We start from the raw sequence: 19455 nt of genomic DNA on the forward strand, positions 1-19455 counted from the left end.
ACTCAGGCGAGAGCGCCCTGGCCGGCCATCTGCCGCAGCCGGGCCACGCGTTCTTTTATGGGCGGGTGGGTGCTGAACAGGCTGGCAAAGCGCTGCCCGGTCAAGGGATTTACAATATACATCTGGGCCTGGGCCGGATTGACATCCATGGGCAGACGGTGATTCCATTCTTCCAGTTTGGTCAGGGCATTGGCCAAAAATAGAGGTTGACCGGCTATCTTCGCGCCCGTGGCGTCGGCCAGATACTCCCGGCTCCGGGATATGGCCATCTGGATGAGCATGGCCGCAATCGGAGCCAGTATCATCATTAAGATGCTGCTGACAAGATTGCCGCTGCCGCCCTCTTCGTCATCGCTGCGGCCACCGCCAAAGAACATGGCCCACTGGGCCATAGTAGCCAGATAACTTATGGCTCCGGCCAGCACCGCCGCTATGGAACTGATTAATATGTCCCGGTTCTTTATATGGGCCAGCTCATGGGCCAGAACGCCCCGAAGCTCATCCGGATTTAAGGTCCGCATGATCCCGGAAGTCACGGCCACCGCGGCATGCTCCGGGTTTCGACCCGTGGCAAAGGCATTGGGGGTATCCGACGGAATAATATAAAGGCGGGGCTTAGGTAACCCGGCCCTTACTACCAAGTCTTCAACTACCTGGTGCAACTGGGGGGCCTTGGTCTTGTCAACCTCCTGTGCTCCGCTCATCTTTAAGGCCAGTTTGTCACTAAACCAGTAGGCAAAAAAATTCATCAAAAAGGCCATCACTAATGCAAAGATTAATCCCTGCCGGCCTCCGATGGCCTGTCCGGCCAGCATAAACAGGGCGGTCAATGCCGCCATTAATATAAATGTCTTAAACATATTGCCCATCTTACCCATGGCCAATTCACATCCTCCGTTTGTTAGTTAGCGCTCATCCGGAAACTATCGTTTCCGGATTCACGCTTTCAGCCATCAGCCGTCAGCTCTCAGCAAAAAATCAAGACAAACAGCATGTTAAGCTGAATGCTGACTGCTGATCGCTTTTTGTTTATATTAACCATCGGTGTCATATAAGTCAAGAAGGCCCCCTCGACCTTCTGATAGCTGTTTTCTAACTTCTGCAGTCTGTCTCACCTGACTTCTGTCTCTGCGTGCTCTGCGGTAAATCCAGCGTAACTTACTTCCGCCGGAACAACATAAAGATCAGCGTCAGAATAATACTGATGAGCAGGCTTGTAGCCAGGGGGAAGTAAAAGGTAAAATTCTTACGCTTGATATAAATGTCGCCCGGAAGTCGGCCGATCCAGGGGATCTTGCCTCCCAGGGTAAAGAGGAGCCCCACGCCGGCTATAACCAGGCCCAGCACAATAAGTATCTTGCCTAACTGAAAAAAGCCATTCATAGACGTTCCTCTTATTCAGGACAGGCGAGACACCTAATCCTACGGGATGCCGATTGCTGATAAATAACTTACGCAGGCTAAGGTCGTGCCAAAGGCAGATCTTCCCGGAGGCATGACCTGCGGTTACCTTCCGAGCTGATAGCTGACCGCTGACAGCTAATAGCTATTTCTAACCCTCCGGTCATATCGTTCCTGCTCGCTGTAAATACAGCCACAATACGGTTGCCGGTACAGATTAAGGGCCTTTGACTTATCAATCCCCTCCTGCCATCCTTCCCGAAAGTCATGATAATAAAATGGAATGCCATATTCCTTCGCCATATCTTCAGCCGTCCTGATTATAAGCTCATGTTTTTGGTACCGGCTGTAAAGGAGGGTGGTGGCAAAGGCATCGCATTTCTCCTTCCGGGCCACTCTGGCCGCCTCCCTCAAGCGCAGGGTATAGCAGAGGCCGCAGCGCTCATCCTCATGGCCGACCACCGCACGCAAAAACTCCCGCAAATAATAGGTCTCATCATAGATGACGTCCAATTCGGCCTGTCTGGAATACTCCTTTAACGTATCCAAACGCCTTTTAAATTCCAGGTAGGGGTGGATATTGGGATTGTAGAAAAAACCGGTAATGCGCATACCCTCGCCACGCAGCACCTTCAAGGGGTAAATAGTGCAGGGAGCGCAGCAGATGTGGAGTAATAGGTTCATGCCGGATTCAGTGTTTAGGATTTGCGCTATTATACGATATGAATTATGAGGAATCAAGGAGGGCCATACAAAAATGGCGAGGTCTTTCGATCCCCGCCATTTCCTGTTTACGCAGACTAAAGTCTGCGGCTACCTTCCCATCTTTTTTTACAGCTGAAAGCTGATTGCTGACCGCTGATTGCTTTTTTACTTAAAAATCCTTAAACGACCCTCCATCGTCTTCAAAAGGAATGACTTCCTCCGGTTTAACCGGCTTTTTGGGGGTACCCTTGGCCTGTGTTTTGGGCTGCTGGGGTTGAGGTCTGGAGCCGGGTTCAGCCTTCCGGGCACCATTAAGGGGTATGAGCCTTTTTGCCGCGTTGATTATGGAAGACCCCTTCTCCTTCTTTTCCGAAGACAACTGCCCCCCATTCACCGTCCCCACATAATCGGCTAACTCTGTAACCATATCTTTTAATGACTGGGCCTGGCTGCCGAGCTCTTCTGCGGCTGAGGCCGATTCTTCAGCGCTGGCCGCATTATTCTGTACGGCCTTGTCCATCTCCACCACCGCGGTATTTATCTGGCTAATCCCCTGAGCCTGCTCTTTGGAGGCCTCGGCGATCTCTCCCACCAGTTCCGCCACCTTGTTAGCGCTGGTGGCCACATCCTGAAAGGCCCCCTGGGTCTGGGTAACCAGTTCATGTCCCTCTTTGATGTTCTTTATAGTCTCTTCAATGAGCGAGGACGTGTTCTTGGCCGCCTCTGCCGCGCGCTGCGCCAGATTGCGCACCTCGTCGGCCACTACGGCAAACCCGGCCCCGGCCTCACCCGCACGCGCCGCCTCTACTGCCGCGTTTAACGCCAGCAGGTTGGTCTGGAAGGCGATCTCATCGATCGTCTTGACGATCTTGCCGACCTCCTCCCCCTGACCCTTGATCCTGTTCATGGAACCCGCCATCTGCTCCATCTGGTCACCCGTCTTGCCCACCACCGTCTTCGTCTCATCCATGAGCCGCGCCGCCTGCTGGGCATTATCGGCATTCTGTTTGGTCATAGAGGCCATCTCTTCCATAGAGGCGGAAGTCTCTTCCAGCGATGCGGCCTGTTCACTGGCCAGCTCGGCCAGTTGCTGCGAGGAAGTGGATACCTGGGTAGAGGCATCCGTAATCTGCCCTGAATTATTATCAAGCTCGCCTATCAACCGGTAAAGCACACGGGTAATATCGCGGCGGATAAATAAGGCGATGGCCGCGCCCAGAATAATGGCTATAATAGCCGCAATGGCCAGGATGGTATTGATACTTGAAGCGTCATTAATCATGCCCTTCGCGGTCAGCATATTTTTTGCCATTTCCTGGCTCGCTTCAGCAAGTTTTCCTCTAACCTCATCGAGGAGCGGCAGGGTCTTGGCGCGAAATATCTCCTCTGCCTGCCTCCGGGCATCACTTACTATAGGCTGAACCGGCGCGGCCATGTCTGTTCCTTCACCCATCTCACCCGTGCCGGCGCCCGTCACCCCGGCCAGAAGGGCGTTCATCTCCTCTACAGAGCGGTGGAGGTCATGGTGCGGCTTTTCCATGGCCAAAAACATCGGGGCAAGAAAAGGCCAATGCGCCTCAAAATGTTTCCTTTCCTCCCCGTATAAGAACTTACCCAAATTACATTTATGCTCATCCACTTCCACCTCGATCTTTTTACAATTCGGGTCGGCAAGTTGGACAGCCACCTTATTTTTCCAGTCCAAGTGGTCGATCTCCATCTGGACCAACTCGGCCGTATGCTCATGGAGGTCCGCTAATGTTATGGCCTCCTTAAGCAGGTACCGGCTGCCGAAAAAGCCGATCACCCCGACCACAGTGAGCAATACCAGGACAATCAGGAACCCCCCGCCTATCTTTTTCCCTACACTGAGCTTCATGACCCTACCTCCTGTTTATAATCCCCATAGCAGTCAGCCCTCAGCCATCAGCTTTCAGCTCAGGATATTGTTTGCCCGAATTGTTAGCTGACTGCCCCAATGGTCTCCTGCTTTCCCTCTGGTCTTCTATTCGGAAGATTGGAGATTCTTCTTAAATGAAAAAAGAAAAAGACGAAATTTTTTAAAAACCACAGAGTACATCGAAGAAAGACGACTTGAACCGTTTGAACAGATTAAGCAGCTTGAACTGTTATTTCTGTATTCTGTGGTTACATCGGCTCCAACTCGATCCGGATGTCCTTTTCCTGCCCGCCGTCTTCCCGGTCACGGTATATAATGGTCTCATGGGCACGGATGGTTTTTTTGTTCTCATGAAATTCCATAAACGCTATTTTGCCCCTGACTATGTTTCCCTCAAAGGCTATCCCCCGCACTTTTAAATATACACCGGGGTCCACCCTTACCTGTTCGGCCATCAGACGCCGTTTCTCGGCCTCCAGTTCCTCTATCTTCCCCTTGAAGGTGACAATAGCATCGAGGAGGTAGTGATAATTCTTATGCAATTCTTTTTGCCGGGAACACAGGTCTTTATATTGCGTATGCAGCCGGTACTTCTGCCGGGTATCCAGGGAAGAAGGCAGTTTTTTCTTGATAAGTTCGACCTCGTCTTCTACATATTTCTTGACAGCGGCTATTTCTTTAAATTTCTCCTCAAGTTTATGGAGACTTTCCTCATACCGGAATATCTCTTCGTTCAATGCCTGGATATGGGCATCGCTTTGATAGTCCAATCCGATAATAATCACGCTGCGCGGGCTGGATGGAGAACCCAGATTGTACGCCTCTACACCCTTTTTGCTGATAATGGTGCTGTTTACAATCCTCCCGTTCGGCCTGCTGACCGCGACCGTCCCCAGGGAAGATACATAACTGTCCAGTATCTCCACATCCACCATGACATCGCCTTCGGCCATCACCCTGGACCCCCGGATATAACCGCATTTCATTGCCCCGGCAACGTTCACCTCCGAACCGATAATACCATCGGTTACCGTCAGGTCACCTGTGACTTCTATCCGGGTGTCACGCTCAATCAGCCTGGCCATAAGGCCGCCGGCCCGCACACGAAACCCGGAGAGAACTGCCCCTGAAACCTGGACCAGACCGTCAAAATTGATATTACCAGTGGCATAATTCACGTCACCATCGATCCGGAACACGGGTGAGACATCGATCCTCTGCTGGCTGTCAATATAAACCGCCCCGTTGACCTTTGCTTCCGCCCTTTCTCCGCCCACTATGCGTACATTTTTACCGGCCTTTAAGGCCGCGTCATGCACCGGCGGCGCCGGTATGGCCTTACCGGTGACCGTAGATCCTCCTTCACCTTTGACCATGGGGCTTTTGATGGCCAGCAGGTCGTCCGCCCCTACATAAGGGATATTCCCGCGCTCCCGAAAATCCATGTTGGCATATTCGTCCAACTTGCCGATCTTCTTTTCATCGCCTAACTTAAATAGGATAGCGGCGTCCTTGCCGGGTTTAGGCTGAACCCCGCGGGCAATAACATACCTTTTCACTCCCTCGGAGGAAAGCTCCGCCAGACACTGGTCCATAGCTGTTTCATCAATACCGAAAGCGATCTTTTTCCCGGCCAGCGCCTGGTTAATCATGTTGCGGGCCTCTTCACCGGACATTTCAAATCTGCCTTTGATAACCAGACAGGCCTCCATCTCATCCTCTGACACTATCAGGTCAAAGGATGGACCGCCTTCTTCAGCCGGGATATCTGCCGGCTCCGTTAGCTGGTTTTTTTCTTCGGGATTATCTTCCATTAAGCCTCAGTGCATGTATCTTTGTTTGAGATCTCGAACCAGGTTGCGTTCAAATCCCCCTTAATCCCCCTTTCTCAAGGGGGGTAACTTATATCCCCCTTTTTGGAAAAGAGGGGTTAGGGGAGATTTTATGGTGGTAATCATTTTATATTTCGGCATAATACGCCAGATTCTTAAAATATCGGCGTCGGGGAAGGCTTTTTTAAGGTAGGTGGTAGATTTTACGTTCGAACGTGAAGAGGCTAGATTACCACATGCAGAAGGGGCTGCTTGACCTTCTTTAAGGTCTCAAACCAGGCAGATACATCCTCTATCTCCTTTTTCTCCTTTCTTATGCACTCCATGGACAGGATCGTAAAACCGGAAGAGGCCAGCCGGTCGCTAATCTCAGGTAAAGACCTTGTTACGTATTCCTGCCTGGTTTTGTCGGCTACCATAAACAGACACTTAATCTTTTTGTCCCTGACCTGTAAGCTTATGCGCATAGGCCCCAATCGGCTCATATTCAAGAAGAACAATGCCCGGAAGGGGCCGTCCGTTCCGTCCTTCGCCCCCCCTTTTTCATCCGGCTCCCGGTCTAACAAGAGTTCACATTCACCCCAGCCGGCCTGTTTGGAAAACCAGACGGGCAAAAAGACAACCGATTCCCCCTCCGGAGATAAAAGCCACATATTGGCAGACTGATAGCCCTCTATCAGATTCAAAAGGGATGATAGCGCCCGCGCCGGGGCGCTATCCGGCTCGGACCCGGATAAACTACTCAGTGCTTGCATGACCAGACCCTTTACATCCGTCTCTACCAGCCCCCTGGAATCAGGAAGCTGGCCTTTTAGGAAATGAGTCCTGAGCTTGTTCTCCCAGGAGAGGCCCATCGACTTGAATACAGAGGGGTTGGGTTCCTGCCCCACAAGGATTTTATCCAACAGGCCGGATAAGGGCCTGAGCGTTTCCGCCATATCGGGTGAAGAATCCAGCATCTGACGCAACTGCCTGGCCACGTTATCCAGTATGTTACCGGTTTCCTGACGGAGGGTGAGAAACTGCCGGAAAGACTCCCTTTGCCATTCTTCGGCCGGCGTCCCAACGGCCATCTTGAGAACAACCTGTGGGGAGACCTCCCGCACCTCAAATTCAGCCTTTAAGCCCTTTACCAGGGGAAGATCGGTCTGGGCCATAACGGTCTGACCGGCTATGCGCAATAAGGCCCCTTCTCCGGGGAGGATATCTAAGACCGTGCCCTCATAGCGTGAACCGATGGTGAACAGATTCTGGAGGTCTTGCAGAGAGGGGCCTGAGCCCCCCGCAGACAGGATCTTAAAGATGGGTAAATCGACCTTGCCTTCTATCTTCAATTCTTCTCTTATCCGCTTTGATGGTCTCGTAAAAACCGGTTCACGGTTCCGAGTTCACGGTTCAGGGTTACAACCGTGAACTTTGAACCTTGAACCCTGAACCGTCTTTGCCCCATGCCCTTTGCTCAACGCTCCATGCTCTATGCTATTTCCTCTCTTGCCAGCCCTAAAACCAATTCCACTTCTCCTCTGGTCATTGATAGCCGCTCGGCAATTTCATCCGCAGAAAGCCCGTAACGCGACAGTTCCACGACATTTGTATATGGGGCATCAGGCTGTTTATGGGGAGTAGAAATATGGCATCCGGTCGATTGAGCCGCCCTTTCTGATAATTTACGCATCTCTCCTATCCTTTGATCCATATCGGACAGCAACTTATCAGCCAGCGCCCTTTTCTCCTTTAGATTGTTCGCCAGGGTCTTGCAGATCTTTTCTGTTTCACGGATTAGTCCAGCGACGTTTTCGATACTGCCATTTAACTGGCCAGAGCGGGTCTTTCTGAACTTAAGCAATAAGAAAATCACAAACAGGACCAGGATAATCTCGATCCCAAGTTGAACGATCATTAAGGTTTCTACGTTATTGAAACGATCCACAGATATGTCTCCTAATCAAAAGTTAAGTTATCAGCGATCAGCTATCAGCACTCAGCTTTAAGCCTTGAGCTTTCCGCTTTCAGCTTTTTACGCGATCACATCAATAATCTTGCCCTGTTCTTTCTCCGGATCTTTTTTCTCCTCGCCCGTCTTTCCCTGGCCGTTTTCAGCTTCGGCCTCGTCTCTGCGCTCACGCGGTTTGTCCCGTATCACCTGCTTACGCTGCGTGGCCTCTTTTGGGTTAGGAGATTTTTCTACGGGCTGGGGCTGCCTGATCCCCGGAGCAGGATTAATGGAATATTCATCCATCCCCATCCCTCCATAAAGCAGTCAGCTCGCCACAATACCGGCGAATCTTTGACACTCAGCTATCAGTATGAAGCCGGTCCACCGTTCACTGTTGACCGTTTACCGGAAGAAAATGTCGGACAACGGTTAACGGATAACAAACATGCTGACTGCTGAAAGCTTATTGGAATGTCAGGTAAAAACATAATCCACAAACAGTACCTTCTGTATTCTCTTCGGCCTTAAATAATTATTTAAAACCCGGCGCAGCTCATCCGCAAGGGCCTTATCATTTTGCCCCTGCTGCACTGCATCGAGCTCCTTGGAAAGGAAAAAAGCATAAATCGCCTCACGTAACATCAATTCTTTTCTCCTGATCTCCGACGCTACGCCCTCCTCTGTCACAAAATCAACCCGCACTCTCAAGAAAACATCCGTCCCGCCTTCGTTAAATGGAATCAAAAATGGTTTTAAACTATATCTCTCCCCTTTGATTACAGCTTGAGCCCTTTTCTCCCCCGACAGGCTGGAATGGCTATCATATCTCCTGCCTAACAGAAAAGAGGATACAGCCGTGCCCAAGATCAAAAAACAGGCCAAAATGATAAATACTAGTCTCTTATTTTGGCCTGCAACCGTCCAAATAGATGCAGGAACAATACGGGCAAGAAATGACTTACTCTTTCCCCAAACGGCCCTGGAGAAGTCTAATATCTTGCCTCCCAAACCGCTATAAGCGATCTCAGCCGGTGTTTTCTCTTCGCCTTTCTCTCCCTTTCCCCCTTTCGCCTGAAAATCATCCCCACCCCCCTTTTCCAAAGGGGGGTCAGGGGGGATTTTTCCCGATATGTTTTCCTCTTTGTCCTTGCTTTCGTCTCCGGCCCCGGCCTCTGTCTCAGCTTCTGCGCTCGTTACAGATACAGTTGTCCCGGCCTCGGCCGCCGTTTCTTCTTCTGTAGAGGCCTGGCCGGGTTCCGGAGGGTCTTCGTCCTTGGTCTCACCTTCCCCGGACTCAGCGGCGATAGGGATATCGCCGGGGGCAAGGTCATGGCCTTCCGCTTGTTCTTCCGGCTGGTTGTCCGGATCTTGTGTTTCTTTTTCCGGGTCTTCTTTGTCTTTGTCTGTATCGCTCATATCAGGCCCTGATGGAGCTGTCAGCACTCAGCGTTCAGCTTTCAGCTATGAGGTTTTTGCTGACTGCTGATAGCTGATCGCTGAAAGCTAATAAGTTATGCTCCCCGGTCGAAATGCCCCAGGAGAGCGCCGCGCAGGCGAAGGGTGGCCTTGGTGTGCATCTGTGAAATCCGCGACTCGGTATATCCCATGATCTCCCCTATCTCCCGCATAGTTAAGTCCTCATAATAATAGAGCGAAACCACTAATCTCTCCTTTTCCGGCAGTTCGTCAATGGCGCCGGCGATTATATCCCGCAGTTGCGCCAGGCCGAGTGAAACAAAGGGGTCGCTCTGCCTCCCGTCCGCCACGATTTCAAAAAAATCATCGTCAGAATCCTCGGATGTCCTCCGGCGTATTATGTTTAGATCAGTCAGCGATACTCCCTTTACCGTATCAATCAAATGATAAAAGTCCGCCAGAGAAAGGCCCAATCTGTCTGCTACTTCCTCGTCCTCGGCCGGCCTGCCCCGTTCTTTTTGCAAGGCGTTGTATGCCTTCTCTATATCGGCAATCTTGCGACGCACCGAGCGAGGCACCCAATCCAGAGAACGCAACTCATCCAACATAGCCCCGCGTATGCGAAACTCCGCGTATGTCTTGAATTGAATATTCTTACCGGGGTCGAATTTATTTATAGCGTCAATAAGCCCTATCGTCCCTGAACTGACAAGATCATCCATAGAGATATGCGCGGGCAGACGCATGGCCAGTTTGCCGGCCAGATATTTAATTAAAGGAGTATATTTAATAATCAATTCCTCCCTCTGTTTGGCATCTACAGTCTTTTCACCCTTGAAATAATACTGGGTATAGTCTTTTAATCTGGCAGCATTAGCATTATACTTTTTCATAAGGCCCCCGGGACTTGTAATAAATTTTTCCAGAAAAATTTGATATTTCCGTCCGACCGGTCTTCGTAGTTCCGGTTGCAGATACTTTCGGCCAGCTCCACAAATCGTCTGCTGGAAGAGGCCTCCGGATATAAGTCAACCACCACTCTTTGTTTTTTAACGGCCCTGGGGATACACGCATCGTGAGGTATAAGGCCCCAGTAATCCAGAGACATGCTCCCCAGAAATCTGTCTGTCACCATACTCAACCTCTTAAAAACTGACTCGGCTTCGGCCTCTGTAACAGCCAGATTTACCAGGATACTAAATCGCTTGATGTCATGTTTAGTGGAAAGAATCTTGATTAAGGCATAAGCATCGGCGATGGATGTGGGCTCGGGGGTTACTATAACCACCCTCTCGTGGGATGCCAAATTGAAATAGATCACATTCGAAGAAATACCGGCGGCTGTATCAATAATCAGGATATCTATACAATTGCGCAGCCCTTCGAGTTCGTTAAGCAGATACAGTTTCTGACTCTCCGAGAGGTCCGCCAGTTCCTGAACCCCGGAACTGGCCGGCATAATCCGCATGCCGCCGGGCCCCTCGACTAAAATCTCATCCAACGTCTTTTCACCGGAAAAGACGTGGCGCATGGTGTATTTGGGCGCTAATCCCAGCAATATATCAATATTGGCCAGACTCAGATCGGCATCCAGCACTAACACCCTCTTGCCCTTCCTGGATAAGGCAAAGGCCAGGTTAGCCACCACATTAGTCTTGCCTACTCCGCCTTTCCCGCTGGTAAAGGAAATTACCCTGGGGATATGGTCCTCCGCACAAGAATTGGACCTGCCTATATCGGACGGCATATAGGGTGATGACTTCAACCTACTTCTCAGACCCACAGCCTGATCCATAATTATTCTCCCTAAACTCCTTCACGTAATTCGCTCCATAACATATTTATCAGTCTCTTACGCGTAGCCGCCTCTATATCCTCGGGCACCCGCTGGCCGGTAGTAAAATAAAAGATGGGCGACTTGAAACGCACCGCCTGATTAAATATCGGGCCATAAAAGCGGGATTCGTCGATCTTGGAAAAAATACAGCCCTTAACCGACAAGGCCAGGTACTTCGCAAGTATATCCTCTATGACGCCGTTCTGCGTGGTGGCGCTGACCACAAGCTGCCCTTCGATAGCCGGGTGGGCATAAATATATCTGGCCATCTCCTGCATGTGTTCTTCATGATGCGGGCTTCGGCCGGCCGTATCAATCAGGATTATGTCTTTATCCTGATTCCGGTTAATGGCCCGCGACAGATCCTGGTCTTTAAAGACAGCCGTAAAGGGCACCCCCAGGATATGGGCGTAGGTCTTGAGCTGTTCGGAGGCCGCGATACGATAATTATCCGCCGAGATCAGGGCCACCCTTTTCTTCTCCTTTAAAGCAAAATGGGCGGCCAGCTTGGCGCAGGTAGTGGTCTTACCCACACCTGTAGGACCGATAAAGGCCCAGACGCAGGGACGGTTTGCTTTTTCTTCATCCCATCGCCCCAGAACGATTTGATCCAGCAACCGCCCGGTTATTATGTCTCTGAGCCTGGCAGATGATTCAGCCGGATCGGCTCTCCCATCCAGTCCCGCGCCCTCCAGCAAAGAACAGACCAGAGCGGATTCCAGGCCGATAGATTCGAGATAGGCGGTCAGAGTATCTACTGCCTGATTTAACGGCCTGCCTGCCTGTGCCGGCACGGCAGACAAGCCTGCCTGCCCGCTATGGCGCATCTCCGGCCGGGGCCCGACCGCCGCCTGGATCATCCTTTTCAGACCGGCAACCTCGGCCCGAAGAGCGGATACTTCCGGTAATTGGCTGGTTATTAACTGATTGTTTACCGGCCCCGGGAGATAATCGGCGCTGCATTTTTCGGGCAGGAAAGCGGTATTCACCATAGGCTCCCGGGGCTCGTAGTCTATGGCCGCCACTACTTCTACCATGGATTTCCCTGTGCCCCCCAAAAGCCCGTTGCCCTTCCTGAGCCTCTTTGTAGAAAGGATAATCGCTTCCGGTCCCAGCTCGCTCTTGACCATCTGCACCGCTGCGTTAATGTCCCTGGCTTCGTACCGCTTAATCTTCATGGCCGAGTTCTATTATCCCCACAGATTGGACTTTCATATCAGATGACAATTCGTTATGTGAAAGAATAAGTACGTTAGGAACAAACCTCTCCACCAGCCGCCGCAAATGCCGCCTGACGATGGGTGAACATAGAATGATGGGCTGATAATTAAGCACCAGGCATTGCTCTGCGCCACGGTTGATATAATTGATGATACGCTGGGCCAGATTAGGCTCAATGGAAAGGAAAGTGCCTTGCTCTGTCCTCTGTATCCCTTCCCGCAACACATCTTCGATATTCTGGCTCAGTGCCAGCACCGGTAATGTCCCCTCCGGGGTCAAAAATTCCTTGGTGATGGACCGGGCCAGTTTCTGGCGTACATATTCAGTAAGGATGTCCGGGTCTTTGGTAATCGGGGCATAGTCCGCTATGGTCTCTACAATAGTGAGCAGATCCCGTATAGATATCCTTTCCCGCAAAAGATTCTGAAGGACCTTCTGCAGCCCGCCCAGGGAGAAAACGGTATTAGCTTCTTCCACTGCCTTGGAATTGGTTTTGGCGAGATTATCCAGTAACTTCTGAACTTCCTGACGCCCGAGCAGCTCATCGGCATGGCTGCGGATGACTTCGGTTAAATGCGTAGCCACAACCGTCGCCATATCCACTACCGTATAACCCGCCAGTTGCGCCTCCTCCTTGACTTTGTCCGTAATCCACAGGGCGGACAGATTAAAGGCCGGCTCGGTAGTGGGTATGCCCTCTACTTTGCGTTTTACTTCTCCGGCATCCATGGCTAAATGGTATCCGGGCAATAATTCACCTCGCGCCACTTCAATCCCTCTGATAAGCACGGCATAGTTCCCGGGTTTTAACTGCAAATTATCCCGTATGTGGATAGGCGGGACAATAAGGCCCATATCCAGGGCGAACTGCCGGCGGAGCGCCCGTATTCTTTCCAGGAGATCGCCGCCTTGTTTTTCATCCACTAAAGGGATGAGACCATAACCAACCTCTAAAGAGAGCGTATCCAGCGGAAGAAGACTCTCCACAATCTCCGGCTCCCTCGTTGGTTTGGCCGCTGTGGCCTCTTCCATGACCCCGGCTTCAGAGGCCTGCCTGCTGCGGTAGAGGAAAAAGGCCAGAGAGCCGATTGCTGCGGAAAAAAGAATAAAGGGGATGTGCGGCAGTCCCGGTATCAAACCGAACAAAAAGATGATGCCTGCCGCGACGCCCATGGCCTGTATCTGAGATCCGAACTGATTGGCGAATTCCCTTCCCATGCCTACTTCAGACGCCGCCCGGCTTACCAAGATGCCCGCAGCGGTAGAAATGACCAGGGCCGGTATCTGCGCCACCAGACCATCGCCGATGGTAAGTAACGTGTAATTCTGCACTGCGTCTACCACCGGCAAGCCTTTCTGAAAAACACCGATAAGTATGCCGCCCAGGATATTTACAAATATAATGATGATGCCGGCGATAGCCTCCCCGCGCACAAACTTGCTGGCGCCGTCCATAGCCCCATAGAATTCCGACTCCCTGGCAATCTCCGCCCTTCTGCGCCTGGCCTCGCGATCATCTATAAGGCCGGCGTTTAAGTCCGCATCTATACTCATCTGTTTTCCGGGCATGGCGTCCAAGGTAAAACGGGCCGCCACCTCGGCTATACGCCCCGCGCCCTTGGTGATTACCACAAAATTAATAACCACCATGATAATAAAGACAATGGCCCCGATGACGTAGTTCCCTCCGATTACAAAGGTCCCGAAGGACTTGATGACCTGTCCGGCGGACTCTGCCCCCTCATTGCCATAGGAAAGAATGAGGCGGGTCGAGGCCACATTTAAAGACAGGCGAAAGAGGGTGGTAATCAGAAGTAAAGACGGGAAAACGGAAAAATCAAGAGGACTGGCGCTGTACATGGCCATGAGCAGAATGACCAGGCCAAAGGTCAGGCTGAAGGTGAGAAGGATGTCCAAAACAAAAGGCGGCAGGGGAACGATCATCACCAGCAAAATGCCTACTACCCCGACAGCCATAACGAGATTTCCGCTATCTAATGACGGCAGGCTCACGGCGGGGCTTCGTACCTGATCAGCCATAATTACTCCTTATCTGGCGGCAAATGCCTTATTTTTCAGCCGATATACATAGGCCAGTGTCTCTGCTACCGCCTGATACAAATTAGGCGGGATCATCTGGCCGATCTCCACTGTCTTATACAGAATCTGGGCCAGCGGTTTGTCCTCAACCAGCGGCACATTATTTTCCATGGCAATCTCTTTGATTTTTTCTGCAATCAGCCCGGCGCCCTTGGCTACCACTTCCGGCGCATCCGACTCTCCTACCCGATACTGTAGCGCTACGGCCAGATGGGTGGGGTTGGTTATAACTACGTCCGCTTTGGGCACAGCGGCCATCATCCGGCGCCTGGCTATTTCCCTTTGCATACTCTTGATCCGTGACTTAATCATAGGATCGCCTTCGGTCTGCTTGAACTCCTCCTTGATCTCCTGCTTGGTCATCCTGATCTTTTTTTCAAATTCCCAGCGCTGAAAGGCGTAGTCCAAAGCCGCTAGCAGCATCATCACCAGACAGGTGTTCAAAAAAATCTTGAAAGAAACCATGCTTACGTAACCGAGAATCTGCTCGATCTCGGCATCCATCAGAGGGAGGACCCGCGATATTTCTCCCTTGACCGTACGATACGCCATGTATCCCACAATAGCTATCTTGGCCAGGGACTTGAAAAGCTCCATTACCGCCTGCATGGAAAAGATGCGCTTAAGTCCGCTCCAGGGGTTGATTTTGGATAACTTTGGCTGCAGATTTTCTGTGCTAAAAATGAATCCGACCTGCAGATAGTTGGCCAGAAAGGCCATCAGGAACACGGCCAGAAGGATCGGCCCCGCGATCAGGCCCAGATATTGAACGGCGGTGAATCCGAGCGCGCCTATGGTTGCCCGGTTAATCTCTACATCAGCGGCCTGCCTCAGAAAATAAATCATCATCCCCCGGATAGAGTGGTAAACATAAGTGTGGCACGCATACAGGGTAACAAAACCCGTCAACATAACCAGAACCGCGGAGACCTCACGGCTGCGGACCACCTGTCCTTTCTTGCGGGCCTCTTCCCTGCGCCGCGGGGTTGCCTTTTCAGTTTTTTCCTGGAAGGATTCCTCGGCCATTTAGCCTTTAAACCCCCGTATTAATACCGGCAAAAGATTTCCTGCTTCATGTATAGTCCGGATAAAAAACGGCCCCATAACCTGCATGGACAGGCCAAAGAAAAAAAGGCCTATCCCGATAGTAAGAGGAAAGCTGACGATCAGTAAGTTCATCTGCGGGACGGCCTTGGCCAGGATACCCAGGGCTGCCTGCGTAAAGAGGAGGATAGCCATAACCGGCGCCATCACCTTGACCGCTATAACGAACATCCCCCCGCTGCTCAGCAATATCCGGTTATAAACCCCCGCCGTAAGATTCATTTCACCGGGCTGGAGGATACTGAAGCTGTACATCAGGGTTTGAAAGAAAATATGATGCCCATCCACGGCCAAAAATATCAATAAACTCACCAGGTATCCCAACTCGGCCAAAACAGGAGATTCTTGTCCCATCTGCGGATCCATAACATGGGCCACGCCAAAACCCATCTGGAAGCCGACCATCTGTCCGGCCAGTTGGATCCCGGCAAAGACCAGCTTAAGGAGAAGGCCGAGGGTAAATCCCACAAATATCTCCTTGACCAAAAGCAACGCCATGGAAAAGGCATCGTCAGGAAAAACTTTGGGGTCAACCTGGACCACAGGGAGTAGAACAAGACTAACGATCAGACAGAGTCCGGCCTTCGCCAGCCCGGGCACGCCCTTGGCCCCGATAACAGGCATCATAAATATAATAGCCGCCACACGTACCAGAATCAAAATAAACACCTGAAATTGTTGCAACGTCCAATCGAGCAGGAAGCCATCTACCATAGTGTTTTTACCTGATATATTGTGGAATATTGATAATTAAATTTTCCGTAAAAACGGTCAGTTTATTCATAATCCACGGGAAGAAGGCCAGCAGCGCCACCATGACCGCCACTATCTTGGGGACGAAGGAGAGCGTCATCTCCTGGATTTGAGTAACGGCCTGGAAGATGCTGACCGCCAGGCCCACGATCATCCCGATACCCAGGATGGGCAGGGAAATAAGTAGGGTGACCTCAATGGCATCCTTGGCTATACCTATGGCAAATTCCGGAGTCATAACCCGCCTCATGCAAAACTTTTGACTAACGAACCCACGATCAGATACCAGCCATCTACCAGGACAAATAAAAGGAGTTTAAACGGCAGCGAGACCATAACCGGCGGCAGCATCATCATGCCCATGGAAAGGAGCACGCTGGCTACTACCATATCAATGACCAGAAACGGGATATAAAGGATAAAACCGATCTGAAAGGCCGTTTTTAGTTCGCTGATCATAAAAGCCGGTATCAAAACCGTAGTGGGGACATCTTCCTTATTCTGCGGCCGTTCCATCTTGGCAATATTGACAAATAGGGAGAGGTCCTTTTCGCGGGTGTTCCTGAACATAAAGTTACGGATAGGCACCAGCGCCTGATCCAGGGCCTCGGCCTGGGTTATCTCTTCAGCCAGATAGGGCTTTAGCGCCTGCTCATGCACAGTCTGCCAGACCGGCGCCATGATAAAAAAGGTTAGAAAAATAGATAATCCGATTATTATCTGGTTCGGCGGCGTTTGCTGGGTGCCGACCGCTTGCCGAAGGAATGAAAAAACTACGGCCAGCCGTGTAAAGGACGTCATCATAAGCAGGATAGCCGGCGCCAGCGAAAAAACCGTAAACAAGAGCAGTATCTGGAGCAATACCGATACCTTCTGCGGGCTGTCGGCCTCCTCCAATCCAAATTTGAGCGTAGGAACGGAGACGGCATGGGCGGTCTTCTCAATAAGAAGAAAGGCCAGAAGGATGACTATTACTAATGCTATGAGCTGTCCCGAACGCCTCATCATGATGACCCGACCTTCCTTAGACTTTTGCATAGTTAGTATTCATCCGAAAATCTAAAATTTCCGGATGGAGCAGTCAGCACTCAGCTATCAGCATGAAGCCGGTCCACCGTTCACTGTTGACCGTTTACCGAAAGAAAATGTCGGACAACGGTTAACGGATAACGGATAACAAACATGCTGACGGCTGAAAGCTGATCGCTGTAAGCGTTCATCCGGAAACTGCCGTTTCCGGATGAACACTGGTTAGCGAGACCTGAGAAAACGAAAAAGGTTTTTTTTATCGCCCTCATCTTTATCCTCTCTTGGGCCTCCTAAGGAGGGAAGGATCTGTGCCCTGTCCATCCTGGTCAGGAGACTTACGCTCCCTTCCGACATACCCAGCACTATTATTTCACCGCCCACTTCAATAACCGAAACGTACTTCTTCGGCGCGATACCCTTGGTCGCCAGTATTTTGATAAGATTGCCGCCGCAGGCCTTTTCCTGCAGGACCCTCAACTTTCGCGCGCCGTGCAGGGCCAGGAAAAACAGCCCCAAAACCATGGCCAGGGCAAAGATCATCTTGCATAGGACGCCGACCAGACCGGGCACATCAGCGCCACTTCCGGCGGCTGAGGCAGTGGAGCCTGCCGCCATGGAGGGCAAGGCCAAAACCAAAATCAAAATCATTAAGATTTGCCTGTCTATCCGAAACATAAACATCCCTTTACGCCAGGTTCCTAACCCGCTCTGTCGGGCTGATAATTTCCGTTAATCTGACCCCGAATTTATCGTCAACCACCACTACTTCTCCTTTGCCGAGCAGCCTTCCACTGACATACACCTCTACCGGTTCACCGGCCAGCTTATTTAATTCGATAATGGCGCCCTGGCCCATCTGGAGAAGGTCATTAATAATCATGCGTGTCCGGCCCAACTCCACGCTTACTTCGAGCGGAATATCCAGGAGAAAATCCAGGCTGCGATCACCTCTCTGTCTGGATCTCTTACCGCTAAAATCATCAAAGTGGGGTGACTCAATATTAGTCGCCGGTTCTTCTTTAGATACGGGCGCAGTCTCTTCCGCTCCTGTTTCTATGGCCTGTTTTTTCCCGGCTTCTGCCGCCTTTGCCTCTGCAAATGCCGCATCCCAGTCCATGTCTGCCGGGGCGCTCCCGCTCTCCGCTTCGGCCTTATGAGCTTCATCAAGTGCGGCATCCGGATCTTGAGAAGTTGCCTGTTTAATATCTTCTTCGCCCATTTTTACCTCCGTATTTTCAATCGGCAGAGACATCTTCTAATAGTTGAAAGGCCTTGTTGCCCTTACATATCCCGGCGTAGGCATTGAATTTTGGAACCCCTTCCACGTCAACCAATAGAGGTTCGCCCAGGTCTTTATTCAGGCGGATTATATCCCCCACGGTAAGCCTCGCCACATCGTTGGCGCTCATATTGGTTTTTCCCAGTTCAAGCCGTAATCCCACCTGGATTTTTCGTATCGAATCGCGCATCTGTTGAAACCAATAGGGATCAATCTCCTGCTGCTCTTTTTGAAAAGAAGCCATAAGCTTGGTCTTAATGGGTTCTATGTTGGCAAAAGGTATGCATATAGAGATCTGCCCGGAGAGCTCATCCATCTCAACCGTATGGCGGGAAATAAGCAACGGATCGTTAGGATGGACTATGCGCGCAAACTGGGGATTTATTTCACTGCGCACATATTGAATCTTCACCGGGTGGACCGGATGCCAGACCTTTTCCAGATCAGCAAAGGCCAGATGAACTACGCGGCTTATTAATTTCTGTTCAATAGGCGTAAACTCCCGGCCTTCAACCTTGATGCGGCCCTTTCCCGAACCGCCGAGGAAACACTCCACCAAATGAAATACCAGCCGGGAATCAATAACGAATAAGGCATTGCCGCGCAGGGGCTCCATCTTGAAGATATGAAGACTGGTGGGCACAGGTAGATTTTTGGCGAAATCGCTAAACTTCAGCACCTCTAAAGGCTGGACAGACATATCGACTATACGTCTGAGCATAGTGGTCAGGGTAACACGAAAATTCCGGGCAAATTGATCATTCAGCGCGTCAAACGTCGGCATTTTGGTCTTGATGACCCGGTTTTGACTTACAAAATCGTATAACTCATGCCCGGACGGGGCAGATACTTCCTCGGATTCCGTCTCAATTTCCCCGCCCGACATCCCCTTTAAAAGGGCATCAACCTCTTCCTGGCTTAAAACCTTACTCATTTGTCTAG

20 protein-coding genes are annotated in these 19455 nt (G+C 51.0%); all 20 read right to left on the reverse strand.

Features of this window, described 5'->3' with window-relative positions:
• Positions 1 to 2: 2 nt before the first annotated feature.
• The 20 genes from htpX to fliM all read right to left on the reverse strand — a co-directional run bounded on the left by htpX (position 3) and on the right by fliM (position 19447).
• The gene (gene htpX / locus RDU59_04970; GenBank protein ID MDQ7837825.1) at positions 3 to 869 is read right to left on the reverse strand and encodes a zinc metalloprotease HtpX; all 867 of its coding nucleotides are present in this window, start codon (positions 867 to 869) and stop codon (positions 3 to 5) included.
• 289 nt (positions 870 to 1158) lie between these two features.
• Positions 1159 to 1383, reverse strand: a complete 225-nt coding sequence (locus RDU59_04975) for a DUF2905 domain-containing protein (GenBank protein MDQ7837826.1) — start codon at positions 1381 to 1383, stop codon at positions 1159 to 1161.
• Between the two features lie 156 nt (positions 1384 to 1539).
• A complete protein-coding gene (locus RDU59_04980) occupies positions 1540 to 2085 on the reverse strand; it encodes an epoxyqueuosine reductase QueH (protein MDQ7837827.1) in 546 nt (181 codons plus the stop codon).
• A 190-nt stretch (positions 2086 to 2275) separates the two neighbouring features.
• The gene (locus tag RDU59_04985) at positions 2276 to 3985 is read right to left on the reverse strand and encodes a methyl-accepting chemotaxis protein (GenBank protein ID MDQ7837828.1); all 1710 of its coding nucleotides are present in this window, start codon (positions 3983 to 3985) and stop codon (positions 2276 to 2278) included.
• A gap of 269 nt (positions 3986 to 4254) precedes the next feature.
• Positions 4255 to 5820 carry a FapA family protein gene (locus RDU59_04990; protein ID MDQ7837829.1) on the reverse strand — a complete coding sequence of 522 codons (1566 nt, stop codon included), beginning with the start codon at positions 5818 to 5820 and terminating at the stop codon, positions 4255 to 4257.
• A 242-nt stretch (positions 5821 to 6062) separates the two neighbouring features.
• Positions 6063 to 7172 carry a hypothetical protein gene (locus tag RDU59_04995; GenBank protein ID MDQ7837830.1) on the reverse strand — a complete coding sequence of 370 codons (1110 nt, stop codon included), beginning with the start codon at positions 7170 to 7172 and terminating at the stop codon, positions 6063 to 6065.
• A gap of 140 nt (positions 7173 to 7312) precedes the next feature.
• The gene (locus RDU59_05000; protein ID MDQ7837831.1) at positions 7313 to 7768 is read right to left on the reverse strand and encodes a DUF2802 domain-containing protein; all 456 of its coding nucleotides are present in this window, start codon (positions 7766 to 7768) and stop codon (positions 7313 to 7315) included.
• A gap of 87 nt (positions 7769 to 7855) precedes the next feature.
• Positions 7856 to 8077, reverse strand: a complete 222-nt coding sequence (locus tag RDU59_05005) for a hypothetical protein (GenBank protein MDQ7837832.1) — start codon at positions 8075 to 8077, stop codon at positions 7856 to 7858.
• A gap of 171 nt (positions 8078 to 8248) precedes the next feature.
• Positions 8249 to 9190, reverse strand: a complete 942-nt coding sequence (locus RDU59_05010) for a flagellar basal body-associated FliL family protein (protein MDQ7837833.1) — start codon at positions 9188 to 9190, stop codon at positions 8249 to 8251.
• A 95-nt stretch (positions 9191 to 9285) separates the two neighbouring features.
• Positions 9286 to 10083 (reverse strand): FliA/WhiG family RNA polymerase sigma factor, encoded by a 798-nt coding sequence (locus tag RDU59_05015; protein ID MDQ7837834.1) that lies wholly within the window; start codon positions 10081 to 10083, stop codon positions 9286 to 9288.
• Positions 10080 to 10985 carry a MinD/ParA family protein gene (locus tag RDU59_05020; protein MDQ7837835.1) on the reverse strand — a complete coding sequence of 302 codons (906 nt, stop codon included), beginning with the start codon at positions 10983 to 10985 and terminating at the stop codon, positions 10080 to 10082. Before RDU59_05020 ends, RDU59_05015 begins: the two co-directional genes overlap by 4 nt.
• 11 nt (positions 10986 to 10996) lie before the next feature.
• On the reverse strand, positions 10997 to 12205 hold the full coding sequence (flhF, locus tag RDU59_05025; protein MDQ7837836.1) for a flagellar biosynthesis protein FlhF: 1209 nt from the start codon (positions 12203 to 12205) through the stop codon (positions 10997 to 10999).
• Positions 12195 to 14288, reverse strand: a complete 2094-nt coding sequence (flhA, locus tag RDU59_05030; protein ID MDQ7837837.1) for a flagellar biosynthesis protein FlhA — start codon at positions 14286 to 14288, stop codon at positions 12195 to 12197. The genes flhF and flhA overlap by 11 nt, the downstream gene beginning before the upstream one ends.
• A gap of 9 nt (positions 14289 to 14297) precedes the next feature.
• Positions 14298 to 15374, reverse strand: coding sequence for a flagellar biosynthesis protein FlhB (gene flhB / locus RDU59_05035; GenBank protein ID MDQ7837838.1), 1077 nt, complete (start codon positions 15372 to 15374; stop codon positions 14298 to 14300).
• Positions 15375 to 16166 carry a flagellar biosynthetic protein FliR gene (gene fliR, locus RDU59_05040; protein ID MDQ7837839.1) on the reverse strand — a complete coding sequence of 264 codons (792 nt, stop codon included), beginning with the start codon at positions 16164 to 16166 and terminating at the stop codon, positions 15375 to 15377. It abuts the gene before it with no gap.
• Positions 16167 to 16173: 7 nt separating this feature from the next.
• Positions 16174 to 16443 carry a flagellar biosynthesis protein FliQ gene (gene fliQ / locus RDU59_05045; protein MDQ7837840.1) on the reverse strand — a complete coding sequence of 90 codons (270 nt, stop codon included), beginning with the start codon at positions 16441 to 16443 and terminating at the stop codon, positions 16174 to 16176.
• An 8-nt stretch (positions 16444 to 16451) separates the two neighbouring features.
• On the reverse strand, positions 16452 to 17213 hold the full coding sequence (gene fliP / locus RDU59_05050) for a flagellar type III secretion system pore protein FliP (GenBank protein MDQ7837841.1): 762 nt from the start codon (positions 17211 to 17213) through the stop codon (positions 16452 to 16454).
• Between the two features lie 243 nt (positions 17214 to 17456).
• On the reverse strand, positions 17457 to 17909 hold the full coding sequence (locus RDU59_05055; GenBank protein ID MDQ7837842.1) for a flagellar biosynthetic protein FliO: 453 nt from the start codon (positions 17907 to 17909) through the stop codon (positions 17457 to 17459).
• A gap of 10 nt (positions 17910 to 17919) precedes the next feature.
• Positions 17920 to 18453, reverse strand: a complete 534-nt coding sequence (fliN, locus tag RDU59_05060; GenBank protein MDQ7837843.1) for a flagellar motor switch protein FliN — start codon at positions 18451 to 18453, stop codon at positions 17920 to 17922.
• A 16-nt stretch (positions 18454 to 18469) separates the two neighbouring features.
• Entirely contained in the window at positions 18470 to 19447 is a 978-nt protein-coding gene (fliM, locus tag RDU59_05065; GenBank protein ID MDQ7837844.1) for a flagellar motor switch protein FliM, read from the reverse strand.
• Positions 19448 to 19455: the final 8 nt, after the last annotated feature.

The sequence above is a fragment of the Thermodesulfobacteriota bacterium genome, assembly GCA_031082315.1.
In the GTDB taxonomy this organism is placed as follows: Bacteria; Desulfobacterota; QYQD01; order QYQD01; family QYQD01; genus QYQD01.